Raw genomic sequence first — 14,122 nt, forward strand, 5'->3', positions numbered from 1 at the left:
CGTGACCACCGGTACGGCGACCACCGGCCCTGTGACCAGCGAAAACGTCAGCCCGGCCGCCGCAGTGGCGGCCGTCGACCACGCGACCTGGCAGAAGGACTGCCGGGCCGTGATGGACCAGGCACTGCCGTACCTCAAGGAGCGGATCGCGCAGGCCGGGCCCGGCGAGAAGCAGGCGCTGGTCCTGGACATCGACAACACCAGCCTGGAGACCGACTTCGGCTTCAGCTACCCGCAGCCCGCCAACGAGCCGGTGCTGGAGGTCGCGCGGTACGCCCAGGAGCACGGCGTCGACCTGTTCTTCGTGACCGCCCGTCCCGGGATCATCTCGCTGCCGACCGAGTACAACCTCGACCACGCGGGGTACGAGGTCTCCGGTCTGTACGTGCGCGGCTTCTTCGACCTCTTCAAGGACGTCGCCGCGTACAAGACCGCCCAGCGCGCCGAGATCGAGTCGAACGGCTACACGATCATCGCCAACATCGGCAACAGCGCGACCGACCTGTCCGGCGGACATGCGGAGAGGACGTACAAGCTGCCGGACTACGACGGCCAGCTGTCCTGAACCGGTCCGGCCGGGCCCACCGCGTCCGGGCCCCGGCCGGGGCAACTCCCTTTGCTCACCGGCCCGTTCAGGTGATCGCGGGCTGACCGCGTCGCGCGGGGGAACCGTCTCGCGGGGTGGGCGGACGGGACCGGGCGCGTGGGTCGGCGGACTGCCCTCCGGTGGGGTCGTCGCGCTGGTACGGGGGCTTTTCGCGCCCATGGGGGTTCTCGGGGGAGGGCGGGTGGGCCGACCCGGTGGACGGGCTCGGCGTAGAGGCAGGCTCGGTGGACGGCCCAGCGCCCATCGGGTGTTCGGCCCAGCGCGCATCCGGCGGACAACCCCCGCGCTGGCCAGGTACAGCCCCGTGAACAATCCCCTCACTCGCCGGTCGCCTCGGGAGGCGAGTCGCTTCCTGGGCTCCGTGAGGAATGGGCCTGCCGTCAGATTCTCGAATACGTCATCGGCGCTCCGCCTTTGCGGCGAGTGCCCTTGCCGAACAGACCTGCCCACAAGTCAAAGTCATCGCACAATTCGATGTGCTGCGGACCCGGGCCCCGGCAGCCGAGACCGAGGACGCCCCATTCGAACGGAACTACCTTTCCTACGCAGGGAATAGGCCCGGCAAACTCGCCATCCACGGCATCGGCCTGAGCAATTCGGCCGGTGGCCACTGGACGCCCGGCTCCTTGCCGGTGACGCGCATCCAGCCCGGCGCCGGTCTGTCTCCACTGTCCGAGCCGTACCCCCGTGTGACAGAGGAAAGGGCCGGTGCCCGACCCGCGGCACCGGCCCTTCCCTCACGGCGTGATCGTCACGCCTCCTTGCTCAGATTCGGCCCCGCTCCGCCGGCCGCCTGCTCGATGGGCGGGACGTCGGGGAGGGCGGACTTCTCCTCGCCGCGGAAGGTGAAGGTCTTGTTCTCGCCCTCGCCCTCCGTGTCCACGACCACGATGTGGCCGGGGCGCAGCTCGCCGAAGAGGATCTTCTCCGACAGGGAGTCCTCGATCTCGCGCTGGATGGTCCGGCGCAGCGGCCGGGCGCCCATCACGGGGTCGTAGCCCTTCTGCGACAGCAGCTCCTTGGCGGACTGGGACAGCTCGATGCCCATGTCCCGGTCCTTCAGGCGCTCGTCCACCTTGCCGATCATCAGGTCGACGATCTGGAGGATGTCGGACTTGGTGAGCTGCGGGAAGACCACCACGTCATCGACGCGGTTGAGGAACTCGGGCCGGAAGTGCTGCTTCAGCTCGTCCTGGACCTTGTTCTTCATGCGCTCGTAGTTGGTCTTCGTGTCACCCGCGGCGGCGAAGCCCAGGTTGAAGCCCTTGGAGATGTCCCGCGTGCCGAGGTTGGTCGTCATGATGATGACCGTGTTCTTGAAGTCCACGACCCGGCCCTGGGAGTCGGTCAGCCGACCGTCCTCCAGGATCTGGAGCAGCGAGTTGAAGATGTCCGGGTGGGCCTTCTCGACCTCGTCGAACAGCACGACGGAGAACGGCTTGCGGCGGACCTTCTCGGTGAGCTGGCCGCCCTCTTCGTAGCCCACGTAGCCGGGGGGCGAGCCGAAGAGCCGGGAGACCGTGTGCTTCTCGCTGAACTCCGACATGTCGAGGGAGATCAGCGCGTCCTCGTCGCCGAAGAGGAACTCGGCGAGCGCCTTGGACAGCTCGGTCTTACCGACACCGGACGGACCGGCGAAGATGAACGATCCACCGGGGCGCTTGGGGTCCTTCAGACCCGCGCGCGTGCGCCGGATCGCCTTCGACAGGGCCTTGACCGCGTCGACCTGGCCGATGACCCGCTTGTGCAGCTCCTCCTCCATGCGGAGCAGGCGGCTGGACTCCTCCTCGGTCAGCTCGAAGACCGGGATGCCGGTGGCCGTGGAGAGGACCTCGGCGATCAGCTCGCCGTCGACCTCGGCCACGACGTCCATGTCGCCGGCCTTCCACTCCTTCTCGCGCTTGGCCTTGGCGGCAAGGAGCTGCTTCTCCTTGTCGCGCAGGGAGGCGGCCTTCTCGAAGTCCTGCGAGTCGATCGCGGACTCCTTGTCGCGGCGGACGCCGGCGATCTTCTCGTCGAACTCGCGCAGGTCCGGCGGCGCGGTCATCCGGCGGATACGCATCCGGGATCCGGCCTCGTCGATCAGGTCGATCGCCTTGTCCGGCAGGAAGCGGTCCGAGATGTACCGGTCGGCCAGGGTGGCGGCCTGGACCAGCGCCTCGTCCGTGATGGAGACGCGGTGGTGGGCCTCGTAGCGGTCGCGCAGGCCCTTGAGGATCTCGATGGTGTGCGACAGGGACGGCTCGGCGACCTGGATGGGCTGGAAGCGGCGCTCCAGGGCCGCGTCCTTCTCCAGGTGCTTGCGGTACTCGTCCAGGGTGGTCGCACCGATGGTCTGGAGTTCACCGCGGGCCAGCATCGGCTTCAGGATGCTCGCCGCGTCGATGGCGCCCTCGGCGGCACCCGCACCGACCAGCGTGTGCAGCTCGTCGATGAAGAGGATGATGTCGCCGCGCGTGCGGATCTCCTTGAGCACCTTCTTCAGGCGCTCCTCGAAGTCACCTCGGTAGCGGGAGCCGGCGACCAGGGCGCCGAGGTCCAGGGTGTAGAGGTGCTTGTCCTTGAGCGTCTCGGGCACCTCGCCCTTGACGATGGCCTGAGCGAGGCCCTCGACGACGGCGGTCTTGCCGACGCCGGGCTCACCGATCAGGACCGGGTTGTTCTTCGTACGGCGGGACAGCACCTGCATGACCCGCTCGATCTCCTTCTCGCGCCCGATGACCGGGTCGAGCTTGGATTCGCGGGCCGCCTGGGTGAGGTTGCGGCCGAACTGGTCGAGGACCAGGGACGTCGAGGGGGTACCCTCCGCAGGGCCGCCGGCGGTGGCGGTCTCCTTGCCCTGGTAGCCGGAGAGCAGCTGGATCACCTGCTGCCGCACCCGGTTGAGGTCTGCGCCCAGCTTGACCAGGACCTGGGCGGCGACGCCCTCGCCCTCACGGATCAGGCCGAGCAGGATGTGCTCCGTGCCGATGTAGTTGTGGCCCAGCTGAAGGGCCTCGCGGAGCGACAGCTCCAGGACCTTCTTGGCACGGGGGGTGAAGGGGATGTGCCCGGACGGGGCCTGCTGGCCCTGACCGATGATCTCCTCCACCTGCTGACGGACCGCCTCAAGCGAAATGCCGAGGCTCTCCAGGGCCTTTGCGGCGACACCCTCACCCTCATGGATCAGGCCCAGGAGGATGTGCTCGGTGCCGATGTAGTTGTGGTTGAGCATCCGGGCTTCTTCCTGAGCCAGGACGACAACCCGCCGCGCGCGGTCGGTGAACCTCTCGAACATCGTTAATCGCTCCTCAGAGCGGTCAGGCAGTAAGGGGACGCTCCCCTCTCTGTCCTTCCGCAGCTTAGTCCCGCAAGCGGGGACCGCTCATTCCAACTGCCGACACCGTCCGGATCACCTCCGCCCGGTTCCCCTCCGCTCTTGCGGAGACGAATTTGCTGCCTCCTGACCCCGAACGCCGACAACTGCTCCAACCCGATGGTGCGAGACGATGTTCCCGCAGGCCAGGCAGTTACCCACGTCATCAGTACGCCGATGGCGAACGCGAGACAGCCTTTCCTGCGTGTCGCCCCCTCCCACTAGGCATGTCTTACCCGTCGGCACTGACACTCCATGCCGCGCGCCTTGGTTCCCTCCGCTACGGGCGAACAACCTTGCGCCACCCCGCACCCCCACACGCCCCCATTTCCAGCACGCTGTGCAATCAAACGCACACCCAACGTAACCCCACCCTTTCCCGGCCGGTTGCGCTGGGCATGGCTGGCGCCCCTTCCCCGTACGGCACGGTCCCCGGCCCTCGCGGGCCGCTCGCCGCGAATGTCCGGGACATCCCGGACATCCAGCGGTACTACGAGAACGAACTGGGCTGGCCGACAGTGCCCGGCGATCCGCTCCGGCTGCGCGCCGGCATCCGCTTCGACGTCCTGGACGTCCCGGCCGAGGCGGGCCACGCCGCCCTGCGCCACCTGGCGCCGGGCTCCCCGGTGGCCCTGGAGGGCGTGACGCGCGCGGGAGGCGAAAAGGGCGGGGAGTGCGGCGCCGGCGCGGGCGGGGAGGGCTGCGGAGGCCGGGTGAGCGGGCGGGAGGAGCGCGGGGAGCGGATGCTGCTCCTGGTGGCCGCGGGGGCCGCCGAGGAGCTTCCGGGGCTGTTGGAGTGGCTTGAGTGGGGGGCGCTGGCCGCGGGCCTGGACCTGGTGGCGATCGGGGGCGGCGAGCTGATGACGGCGCCGCTGCGGCCGGATCGCCCGGGGGCGGTGGAGCCGGTGAGGGGGGATCGGGCGGGGGGTGGGCCGGATTCCCTCGCGGGAGCAGGACCGGGCGCGGGTGTCGCGGCGGAGTCGCGGTCGGGGGCGATACTGCCGGACCCGGACCCGGACCCGGGGCTGCGGGTTGTGCGGGAGCCGTGGGCTGCGCCGGGGGCGCTCAGCGGGGCCGTTCCGGGGCCGCGGTCCGAAGCGGTGCCGGGCATCGGCGGACGGCCCCTGCGGGGCCCGTCGGTCATGGCCGGGGATCCTGGGCCGCTCCGCGCGGGATGTGCGAGACGTATGGGGTGTGCGCGATGCGCAGGACGTACGGGGTGCACAGGGCGTACGGGGTGTGCGGGGCGTACGGGGTGTGCGGGATGTTCCTTGCAGGGGGCCGCCGTGTGGTTGCGGCCCCCCGAGCCGGGGTGCGAGGTCGAGGCCTCGCTGCCGACGCTGTCGGCCATGGGGGGCGTTGGGGGCGCCCCCGATCTCGTACGACTCGTGGACACGGTGGCCACTCACTGCCACCGCATCCGATTGCGGCGCTCGTGCGCTCAGGCGTTGGCCTTCTCGTAAGCCTCGCGAATGGTCGCGGGAACGCGGCCACGGTCATTGACCTCGTAGCCGTTCTCCTTCGCCCAGGCGCGGATCGCCGCGGTGTCCTGGCTGCCGCCGGTGGCGACGCGCGCCTTTCCACGTCCGCCCGATCCACGGCCACCAGTACGCCGACCGCCCTTCACATACGGATCAAGAAGGCCACGCAGCTTGTCCGCATTGGTGGTCGTGAGATCGATCTCGTAGGTCTTGCCGTCCAGAGCGAACGTCACCGTCTCGTCCGCCTCGCCGCCGTCGAGGTCGTCGACAAGAAGGACCTGAACCTTCTGTGCCACCGGATTTCCTTTCATCGATAACGTGAGGGCCGGGGTGTGCGGCGTCCGCCGTTTCACCGCTCCCTTGTTATATGCACTACGCAGTACGTCGGAAAGCAAACCGCTTTTGCTGGAAAAACACAAACCCCCGGGAGAGACTCACAGGGCTGAGACCACTCGGAAACGTGCGCGTTTCGGACATAGGGAACCTGGGCAAGGGGGTCGGGCGGAATATGCCGTGACGATCACAGATGCAGCAGCATCCGGCTGTTGCCCAAGGTGTTCGGTTTCACTCGTTCGAGACCGAGGAACTCGGCGACGCCCTCGTCGTAAGAACGCAACAGCTCCGCGTAGACATCGGTGTCGACCGGTGTCTCACCGATCTCCACGAAGCCGTGTCTGCCGAAGAAGTCGACTTCGAAGGTGAGACAGAAAACCCGGCGAACGCCCAGCCAGCGCGCGGTGTGCAGCAACTTCTCCAGCACTTGATGACCGACGCCGCTGCCCTTGAGGCCCGGCTTCACGGCGAGAGTGCGGACTTCCGCGAGGTCTTCCCACATCACGTGCAGAGCGCCGCAGCCGACCACCTCGGCGTTGTCGTCGCGTTCCGCGACCCAGAACTCCTGGATGTCCTCGTAAAGCGTGACCGTCGCTTTGTCGAGCAGGATGCGCTCGCGGGCGTACGCGTCAAGGAGTGCGCGCACCACGGGTACATCGCTGGTCCGGGCCCGTCGGACGGTGATGGCTTTAGCGGTGACTTCGGAGCTCTCTGCGCTCTGTGCGGACATGAACGGACGCTATCGCCCGCCGTCCCGAGGTGCCGCGCCGGGGTTCTCGGCCGGGTTCTCGGCGTGCTTCTCGTCGGGGTTCTCGCCCGGGTTCTCCGTCGCGGCTTGGTCGGCTTCCGGTTCTTGGGGTGTTTCCGGCCCCTGGACCATGCGTACGGCGTCCGCGAGTGCTCTGCGCTGTTCCTCGCTCATCATGCCGAAGAACGCGACGAGAGCCGCCGCCGGGTTGTCGCTCTGCGCCCAAGCGTCGTTCATCAGGGCGGCGGCGTAGGCGGCCCTGGTGGAGACCGCCTCATATCGATAGGCCCGGCCTTCCGCCTCACGGCGGACCCAGCCCTTCTGATGGAGATTGTCCAAAACGGTCATCACCGTGGTGTAGGCGATGGACCGTTCCTGCTGAAGGTCTTCCAGGACTTCTCGAACGGTGACCGGGCGGTTCCACTTCCACACCCGCGTCATGACCGCGTCTTCGAGTTCTCCCAATGGGCGAGGCACAACTCAGCACAATAGTGGGAGATCTCGGCAATGACGTGCTGGACGTGCACCTTTACTGAAAATAGGGGCAAAAGGGGCACGAAGCGGCTGTCGTGCGCCGCTCGGGCGGCGATTGGGCAGCCGTCAGGCGTCGGTCTTGGCGGTGGAGGACTGCTGGACGCCCTCCGCGCGCGCGAGGGCGGCGTCGACGGCCGCGTCCTCCTTGGTCTTCTGGGTTCCGCCCTGGGTCTTCACGATCACGCGGATCACACCGATGAAGAAGACGGCCATCACGACCGGGGGCAGAAGCGCGGAGACATAGTCCATGGCGCAAGGGTAGACGCGGGCCGCCGGACGCCCGGGACGGGGTGCCGTCAGCCGACCGCGAGCCGCTGGGACGGCCTGGCGGGCGGCTGCGGGGGCTTGCGGCGCGGGAAGACCTCACCGGGGGTGGGGATGGGCCGCCGCGCGGGCTGCGGCGAGGCGGGCCGCTCGGGACGCTTCCCGGGCTTTCGCTCGGGCTGCCTGTCCGGCTTCTCGGCGGGCTGCTTGTCCGCGGGCTTCCCGCCGGGTTCGGCGAGCCGCCCGCCCTGGTCCGCCAGACCGCCGGGAAGAGCCGTCAGGCGGATCCGGGAGACCGGGACGGCCGGGAGGTCGGGCCGCCCGGTCCGCAGCGCCGTACGCCGCGCGAGACGGGCGCGTACGTCCCGTTCCGCGAGCAGCCGGCAGCGGTCGAGGAGGGCGGCGGCGGGCGGGCTGCCGCGCAGGGCGCGCAGGGCGGCGAGGTCGTCGGCGACGGGGCGGTATCCGGCGGCCAGGACCTCCTCCAGGAGCGTCAGATAGCCGGCGGCGGTGCCGGGCAGCGCGGCCCGGTAGCGCGCGAGGTCCGCCACCAGGAAGGCCCGCAGCCGCGCGGCCTCGCGCGTCGCCTCGTCGAGCGACTCGGCCAGCCGGAGACAGTCCTGAACGTCCTCGTCCGAGGCGCGGCCGGGTTCCAGGGCGAGAGCGAGAGCGCGCCGAATCACACGCAGCTCCTCCCCGCCGAACGCCATGCCGCCACGGGATCCGTAAGGCGTGGGCATATCCCAAAGATACGCACTAATCAGACAAATTTCGCATAGGGAGTTGGGTGTGGCGTGGGGAGATACACGGGTGGGGGTAGGGGCCGGATTTCCGGCGTGCGGGCCCTGCGGGGCGGCTTTTCGGGGGGCTTGGGTGCTCTTCGGGGGACTCCGGGGAATCTCCGGCGGGCGTTCCGCCAATGGGGGTCTCCGGGGTCCCCGACGCCCTTCGGTGAGCGGCGACCTCGACCCGCCGTCGACGTCCGCGCCGCCACTCGATCCGACGGAAGTGCCCCACCGGCTGCACCATCCCGCCCCGCGTCCGGCGGGCCTGGTGGGCAGCCGCGCGCGGGGCCGTCCCGCCGCCGTGCCCCTGGCGCAGCCGCCGCCCCCGCGCCGGCCGCGTCAGGGCGGCTCCCACGCCGAAGCCTCAGGCCGGCTCGCACGGCGGAGGCTCAGGTCGCGCGCACGCCGAAGGGAGAACGCCCGCACAGGGGCGCGCCCCGGATGGCTCAAAGGCGTGTCACATACGCGACACATTCCGTTCGTAGACCAATCGCAGCCCGATGAGCGTCAGCCACGGCTCGTGTTCGTCGATCACCGAGGACTCGCCCAGGACCATCGGTGCCAGCCCGCCCGTCGCGATCACGGTGACGTCCTCGGGGTCGTCGGCGAGTTCGCGGGCCATGCGGTTGACCACGCCGTCGACCTGGCCCGCGAAGCCGAAGACGATGCCGGACTGCATGGCCTCGACCGTGTTCTTGCCGATCACACTGCGCGGCCGGGCCACCTCGATCTTGCGGAGCTGGGCGCCGCGGACGCCGAGCGCCTCGACGGAGATCTCGATGCCGGGCGCGATGACCCCGCCGACATACTCCCCGCGCGCGCTGACCGCGTCGAACGTCGTCGCCGTACCGAAGTCCACGACGATCGCCGGCCCCCCGTACAGCTCGACCGCGGCGACCGAGTTGATGATCCGGTCCGCGCCGACCTCCTTGGGGTTGTCGGTGAGGATCGGCACGCCCGTCTTGACGCCGGGTTCGACGAGGACGGCCGGTACGTCGCCGTAGTACCGGCGGGTCACCTCGCGCAGTTCGTGCAGCACGGACGGCACGGTCGCGCAGATGGCGATGCCGTCGATGCCGTCGCCCAGCTCGTCGCCGAGCAGCGGGTGCATGCCCATGAGGCCCTGGAGCAGCACCGCCAGCTCGTCCGCGGTGCGGCGGGCGTCCGTGGAGATGCGCCAGTGCTCGACGATGTCCTCGCCGTCGAACAGGCCGAGCACCGTGTGCGTGTTGCCTACGTCGATCGTCAGCAGCATGGCCGTCCCGCTCCCTACTCCGCCGCGCGCAGGTCGAGGCCGATGTCCAGGATCGGCGAGGAGTGCGTCAGCGCCCCCACGGCGAGGTAGTCGACGCCCGTGTCGGCGTACGCCTTGGCGTTGCCCAGGGTGAGCCGGCCCGACGCCTCCAGCGCCGCGCGGCCGTCGACGATGGCGACCGCCTCCTCGCACTCGCCGGGCGTGAAGTTGTCCAGCAGGATCAGGTCCGCGCCGGAGTCCACGACCTCGCGCAGCTGGTGCAGCGTGTCGACCTCGACCTCGATCGGCACGTCGGGGAACGCCTCGCGCACGGCCTTGAACGCCTGCGCCACGCCGCCCGCGGCGACCACGTGGTTGTCCTTGACGAGCGCCGCGTCGGACAGCGACATGCGGTGGTTGACGCCCCCGCCGCAGCGCACCGCGAACTTCTCCAGGGCGCGCAGCCCCGGTGTGGTCTTGCGCGTGTCGCGGACCTTCGCCCCGGTGGTCTCCAGGATGTCCGCCCACGCGCGCGTGGCGGTCGCGATGCCGGACATGCGGCACAGCAGGTTGAGCGCGCTGCGCTCGGCGGTCAGCAGGTCGCGGGTGCGGGTGGTGACCGACAGCAGCTTCTGCCCGGCCTCGATCCGGTCGCCGTCCTCGACGTGGCGTTCGACCTCGAACTCGTCCGTGCAGACCACCGAGATCACCGCCTCGGCGACCCGCAGGCCCGCCACGACGCCCGCCTCGCGCGCGACGAAGTCGGCGGTGGCGACGGCGTCCTCGGGGATGGTCGCGACGGTCGTGACGTCCACACCGCCCGCCAGGTCCTCCTGGACGGCCACATTGGCGATGTCCTCGACCTCCAGGGGATCGAGTCCGGCGGCGGCCAGCAGTTCGGCGAGCGCGGGATCCAGGCCGCACTCGGGGTATTCCTCGTCGGCGCCGCAGGCGCAGCCGTCGCCGCAGCCGCCTCCTTGGGCGAGGGGAAGGTCGGGGGTGCTCACTGCGCTCACTGCTCCTGGGATGGGCGTTGCTGCCGGGTCGGGGGGAAGTCTGCGGTATCGGTGGTGCGCACCGCGAGCGTGCGGTCCGGATTCAGCCGTACGACGATGTGACGGCGCCACGCGGTGTCGTCGCGCTCGGCGTGGTCCTCGCGCCAGTGGCAGCCGCGGGTCTCCTCGCGCAGGCGCGCGGCGGCGACCAGGACGCGGGCCACGCACAGGAGGTTGGTGGCCTCCCAGGTGTCGACGCCGGGCTCGGCGGTCTTGCCGTTCTCGGTGAGCGAATCGCGCGCGTCCCGGTGCAGTCGCTGGAGCTGGTCGGCGGCGCGCTCCAGGGAGGCGGCGGAGCGCAGCACGCCCGCGCCGTCGGTCATGATCCGCTGGATGGCGAAACGGGCCTCGGGGGCGAGCAGGGGGTGCTCGGGGACCTCGGGGTGCGGCAGTGGCTGCGGCACGCGCGCGTGCAGGCCGTTCGTCGCGCGGCAGACCGCGATGTCGGCGGCGATGCGCTCGGCGTAGACGAGGCCCTCCAGGAGCGAGTTCGACGCGAGCCGGTTCGCGCCGTGCACGCCGGTGCAGGCGACCTCGCCGCACGCGTACAGCCCGGGGACGGTCGTGCGGCCCTGCGCGTCGGTGCGCACGCCGCCGGAGGCGTAGTGGGCGGCCGGGGCGATCGGGATGGGCTGGTGGACCGGATCGATGCCGTGCGTGCGGCAGGCGGCCAGGATCGTCGGGAAGCGGTGCTCCCACATGGCGGCGCCGAAGTGCCGGGCGTCCAGGAACATGTGCTCGGCGTCCTGCTCCTGCATGCGCCGCATGATGGCCTTGGCGACGATGTCCCGGGGTGCCAGCTCGGCCAGTTCGTGCTGGCCGGTCATGAAGCGCACGCCGTCGGCGTCGACCAGGTGCGCGCCCTCGCCCCGTACCGCCTCGGAGACCAGCGGCTGCTGGCCCTCGGCGTCCGGGCCGAGGAACAGCACGGTCGGGTGGAACTGGACGAACTCCAGGTCGCTGACCTCGGCGCCCGCGCGCAGCGCGAGGGCCACGCCGTCGCCGGTGGAGACGGACGGGTTGGTGGTCGCCGAGAAGACCTGGCCCATGCCGCCGGTGGCGAGGACCACGGCGGGGGCGAGGACGGCGCCCACGCCGTCGTGCTGGCCCTCGCCCATGACGTGCAGGGTCACGCCCGCCGTGCGGCCGTCGGCGTCCGTCAGCAGGTCCAGGACGAGCGCGTTCTCGATGGTGCGCACGCCTCGCGCGTGTGCCGCCTCCACGAGCGCGCGGGAGATCTCCGCGCCGGTCGCGTCCCCGCCCGCGTGGGCGATGCGGCGGCGGTGGTGGCCGCCCTCGCGGGTGAGTTCCAGGCGGCCCTCGGGCGACTCGTCGAAGTGGGCGCCGGTCGCGATCAGCCGCCGTACGGCGTCGGGGCCCTCGGTGACCAGGATCCGTACGGCGTCCTCGTCGCACAGGCCCGCGCCGGCCACCAGTGTGTCGGCCAGGTGCTGCTCGGGCGTGTCGCCGTCGCCGAGGGCCGCGGCGATGCCGCCCTGCGCCCAGCGCGTGGAGCCGTCGTCCAGGCGGGCCTTGGTGACGACGACGGTCCGCAGGCCCTCGGCCTCGCAGCGCAGCGCGGCGGTCAGACCGGCCACGCCGGAGCCGACGACCACGACGTCCGCGTCGATGGACCAGCCGGGGGCGGGGGCGTGCAGCCGTATGCCGGTGCTGGTGTCCGTGCTGGTGCCTGTGCTGGTCACGAGGCGGCTCCGAAGGTCAGGGGCAGATTGTCGATCAACCGGGTCGCGCCGACCCGCGCGGCGACGGCGAGCACCGCCTCGCCCGTGAAGTCGTTCCCGATCTCGGTGAAGTCGGCCGGGTCGATCAGCGCCAGGTAGTCCAGTTCGAGGGGTGGGTCGAGGCGGGCGGCCTCGTCCACGACCAGCCGGGCCGCCGCGCGGACGGCGTCCGGGCCGCCGGGGACCGCCTTGGCGACGGCGTGCGTGTCGGCCGCCGCGCGGGACTCGCCCAGCGCGCTGAGCGCCTCGGCCCGCGCGTGGGTGGCGGGCACTTCACGCGCCCGTGCGCGCAGCGCCTCCTGCGCCGCGTGCCGGTCGCCGCCCGCGAACAGCGCGCCGGACAGCGCCAGCGCCGTACGGCGCTCCTTGGGCGACAGATAGCGGTTGCGGCTGGACAGGGCGAGCCCGTCCTCCTCGCGGACGGTCGGCACGGCGAGGATCTCGACGCCGAAGTTCAGGTCCCGCACCATGCGGCGGATGAGGGCGAGCTGCTGGGCGTCCTTCTGGCCGAACAGGGCCGCGTCGGGGCGGGTCAGGTGGAGCAGCTTGGCGACGACGGTGAGCATGCCGTCGAAGTGCCCGGGGCGCACGGCCCCTTCCAGGCGCTCCCCCATGGGGCCCGCGCTGATCCGCACCTGGGGCGCGCCGCCGGGGTAGACCTCGTCGACGGAGGGGGCGAGGACGACATCGGCGCCCGCCTGCTCGGCGACCTTGAGGTCGGCCTCCAAGGTGCGCGGATAGCGGTCGAGATCCTCGCCCGCGCCGAACTGGAGCGGATTGACGAAGAGGGTCACGACCACCTCGCCGTCCGGCCCGGCGGTCTCCCGCGCGGAGCGGATCAGGGTGGCGTGGCCCTCGTGCAGGGCGCCCATGGTCATCACGACGGCCCGGCGTGGGGCCCGCGCGCGTGCGTGCAGTTCGGCGGCGGTACGCAGGAGGGTGGTGGTCATCGGGCGTCTCCTTCGGTGCCGGGGGTTCCCTCGGTGCCGGGGGTCCCTTCGGTGCCGGGGGTCCCTTCGGCGAGCACCCCGAGGAGGTCCTCGGCGAGTTCCGGCTTGAGCAGCCCCTGGGCGAGTGCCCGGTCGGCGGTGGCGCGGGCCATCGCGAGATAGCCGGCGACCATCGCCGGGGAGTGCCGGCGCAGCTCGTCGATGTGCGCGGCGACGGTGCCCGCGTCCCCGCGCGCGACCGGACCGGTCAGGGCCGCGTCGCCGGAGCGCAGGGCGTTGTCGAGGGCGGCGCCGAGCAGCGGGCCGAGCATCCGGTCGGGCGCGGCGACCCCGGCCCCGCGCAGCAGCTCCATGGACTGCGCGACCAGCGTGACGAGGTGGTTGGCGCCCAGGGCGAGGGCCGCGTGGTAGAGCGGGCGGTCGTCCTCGGTGATCCACTCCGGTTCGCCGCCCATCTCGATGACGAGGGCTTCGGCGGCCATCCGCAGCGCGTCGGGCGCGGTGACGCCGAAGGAGCAGCCGGCCAGGCGCTGCACGTCCACCTCCGTGCCCGTGAACGTCATCGCCGGGTGCAGGGCCAGCGGCAGCGCGCCCGCGCGCAGGGCGGGGTCCAGGACCCGGGCGCCGTACCGGCCGGAGGTGTGCACGAGCAGCTGCCCGGGGCGTACGGCGCCGGTCTCGGCGAGGCCGGACACCAGGCCGGGCAGGGCGTCGTCCGGGACGGTCAGCAGCACCAGGTCGGCGTGGCGGAGCACCTCGGCGGGCGGTACCAGGGGCACGTCGGGCAGCAACTGCGCGGCGCGCCGCCGGGAGGCGTCGGAGACGCCGGAGACGGCGACCGGGCGGTGCCCGGCGAGTTGCAGGGACCGGGCGAGCGCGGGGCCCACCCGACCGGCGCCGACGACGCCCACGGTGAGCCGCGCGGGGCGGTCCCTGGGATCTGGCTGGTGAACTGTACTCACGCGACCGCGGCCTTCCCGTTCCAGTCCGCTCTGGGTACCGGACGATTTCTCGTCATGTTAACGCGATCGGTT

General features: G+C 71.3%; 13 protein-coding genes. 2 read left to right on the forward strand and 11 right to left on the reverse strand.

What is annotated here, in order from left to right; genetic code table 11:
• The first annotated feature begins 1 nt into the window (after position 1).
• On the forward strand, positions 2-565 hold the full coding sequence (locus tag ACFXAZ_RS31030; RefSeq protein WP_384597930.1) for an HAD family acid phosphatase: 564 nt from the start codon (positions 2-4) through the stop codon (positions 563-565).
• Positions 566-1,358: 793 nt separating this feature from the next.
• Here the strand turns inward: ACFXAZ_RS31030 and ACFXAZ_RS31035 are convergent.
• Positions 1,359-3,884 (reverse strand): ATP-dependent Clp protease ATP-binding subunit, encoded by a 2,526-nt coding sequence (locus tag ACFXAZ_RS31035; protein WP_384597932.1) that lies wholly within the window; start codon positions 3,882-3,884, stop codon positions 1,359-1,361.
• 821 nt (positions 3,885-4,705) lie between these two features.
• On the opposite strand from ACFXAZ_RS31035, the gene ACFXAZ_RS31040 reads away from it, so the two are divergent.
• On the forward strand, positions 4,706-5,425 hold the full coding sequence (locus ACFXAZ_RS31040; protein WP_384597982.1) for a hypothetical protein: 720 nt from the start codon (positions 4,706-4,708) through the stop codon (positions 5,423-5,425).
• On the opposite strand, the gene ACFXAZ_RS31045 is transcribed toward ACFXAZ_RS31040, so the two are convergent.
• The 10 genes from ACFXAZ_RS31045 to ACFXAZ_RS31090 all read right to left on the reverse strand — a co-directional run bounded on the left by ACFXAZ_RS31045 (position 5,404) and on the right by ACFXAZ_RS31090 (position 14,050).
• A complete protein-coding gene (locus ACFXAZ_RS31045) occupies positions 5,404-5,739 on the reverse strand; it encodes an Lsr2 family protein (protein WP_384597934.1) in 336 nt (111 codons plus the stop codon). The two genes, ACFXAZ_RS31040 and ACFXAZ_RS31045, sit on opposite strands and share 22 nt — an antisense overlap.
• 224 nt (positions 5,740-5,963) lie before the next feature.
• The gene (locus ACFXAZ_RS31050; protein WP_384597936.1) at positions 5,964-6,506 is read right to left on the reverse strand and encodes an amino-acid N-acetyltransferase; all 543 of its coding nucleotides are present in this window, start codon (positions 6,504-6,506) and stop codon (positions 5,964-5,966) included.
• Between the two features lie 9 nt (positions 6,507-6,515).
• Positions 6,516-6,965, reverse strand: a complete 450-nt coding sequence (locus tag ACFXAZ_RS31055; RefSeq protein ID WP_384597984.1) for a BlaI/MecI/CopY family transcriptional regulator — start codon at positions 6,963-6,965, stop codon at positions 6,516-6,518.
• A 159-nt stretch (positions 6,966-7,124) separates the two neighbouring features.
• Positions 7,125-7,307, reverse strand: coding sequence for a hypothetical protein (locus tag ACFXAZ_RS31060; protein WP_384597938.1), 183 nt, complete (start codon positions 7,305-7,307; stop codon positions 7,125-7,127).
• A 47-nt stretch (positions 7,308-7,354) separates the two neighbouring features.
• The gene (locus ACFXAZ_RS31065) at positions 7,355-8,032 is read right to left on the reverse strand and encodes a hypothetical protein (RefSeq protein WP_384597986.1); all 678 of its coding nucleotides are present in this window, start codon (positions 8,030-8,032) and stop codon (positions 7,355-7,357) included.
• A 532-nt stretch (positions 8,033-8,564) separates the two neighbouring features.
• Positions 8,565-9,362, reverse strand: coding sequence for a type III pantothenate kinase (locus tag ACFXAZ_RS31070; protein ID WP_384597940.1), 798 nt, complete (start codon positions 9,360-9,362; stop codon positions 8,565-8,567).
• Between the two features lie 14 nt (positions 9,363-9,376).
• Positions 9,377-10,348, reverse strand: a complete 972-nt coding sequence (nadC, locus tag ACFXAZ_RS31075; RefSeq protein ID WP_384597942.1) for a carboxylating nicotinate-nucleotide diphosphorylase — start codon at positions 10,346-10,348, stop codon at positions 9,377-9,379.
• Between the two features lie 5 nt (positions 10,349-10,353).
• Positions 10,354-12,099, reverse strand: coding sequence for an L-aspartate oxidase (locus ACFXAZ_RS31080; RefSeq protein ID WP_384597944.1), 1,746 nt, complete (start codon positions 12,097-12,099; stop codon positions 10,354-10,356).
• Positions 12,096-13,088 carry a pantoate--beta-alanine ligase gene (gene panC / locus ACFXAZ_RS31085; protein ID WP_384597946.1) on the reverse strand — a complete coding sequence of 331 codons (993 nt, stop codon included), beginning with the start codon at positions 13,086-13,088 and terminating at the stop codon, positions 12,096-12,098. The genes ACFXAZ_RS31080 and panC overlap by 4 nt, the downstream gene beginning before the upstream one ends.
• The gene (locus ACFXAZ_RS31090; protein WP_384597948.1) at positions 13,085-14,050 is read right to left on the reverse strand and encodes a Rossmann-like and DUF2520 domain-containing protein; all 966 of its coding nucleotides are present in this window, start codon (positions 14,048-14,050) and stop codon (positions 13,085-13,087) included. The genes panC and ACFXAZ_RS31090 overlap by 4 nt, the downstream gene beginning before the upstream one ends.
• Positions 14,051-14,122: the final 72 nt, after the last annotated feature.

The sequence above is a fragment of the Streptomyces sp. NPDC059477 genome (genome assembly GCF_042749375.1).
GTDB lineage: Bacteria > Actinomycetota > Actinomycetes > Streptomycetales > Streptomycetaceae > Streptomyces.

Bases quoted from the DNA above. Each gene is read 5' to 3' on its own strand.
- ACFXAZ_RS31055 (WP_384597984.1), bottom strand. From the start codon at position 6,965: ATGACGCGGGTGTGGAAGTGGAACCGCCCGGTCACCGTTCGAGAAGTC.
- ACFXAZ_RS31035 (WP_384597932.1), bottom strand. From the start codon at position 3,884: ATGTTCGAGAGGTTCACCGACCGCGCGCGGCGGGTTGTCGTCCTGGCT.
- panC (WP_384597946.1), bottom strand. From the start codon at position 13,088: ATGACCACCACCCTCCTGCGTACCGCCGCCGAACTGCACGCACGCGCG.
- ACFXAZ_RS31040 (WP_384597982.1), top strand. From the start codon at position 4,706: ATGCTGCTCCTGGTGGCCGCGGGGGCCGCCGAGGAGCTTCCGGGGCTG.
- ACFXAZ_RS31060 (WP_384597938.1), bottom strand. From the start codon at position 7,307: ATGGACTATGTCTCCGCGCTTCTGCCCCCGGTCGTGATGGCCGTCTTC.
- ACFXAZ_RS31050 (WP_384597936.1), bottom strand. From the start codon at position 6,506: ATGTCCGCACAGAGCGCAGAGAGCTCCGAAGTCACCGCTAAAGCCATC.
- ACFXAZ_RS31070 (WP_384597940.1), bottom strand. From the start codon at position 9,362: ATGCTGCTGACGATCGACGTAGGCAACACGCACACGGTGCTCGGCCTG.
- ACFXAZ_RS31065 (WP_384597986.1), bottom strand. From the start codon at position 8,032: ATGGCGTTCGGCGGGGAGGAGCTGCGTGTGATTCGGCGCGCTCTCGCT.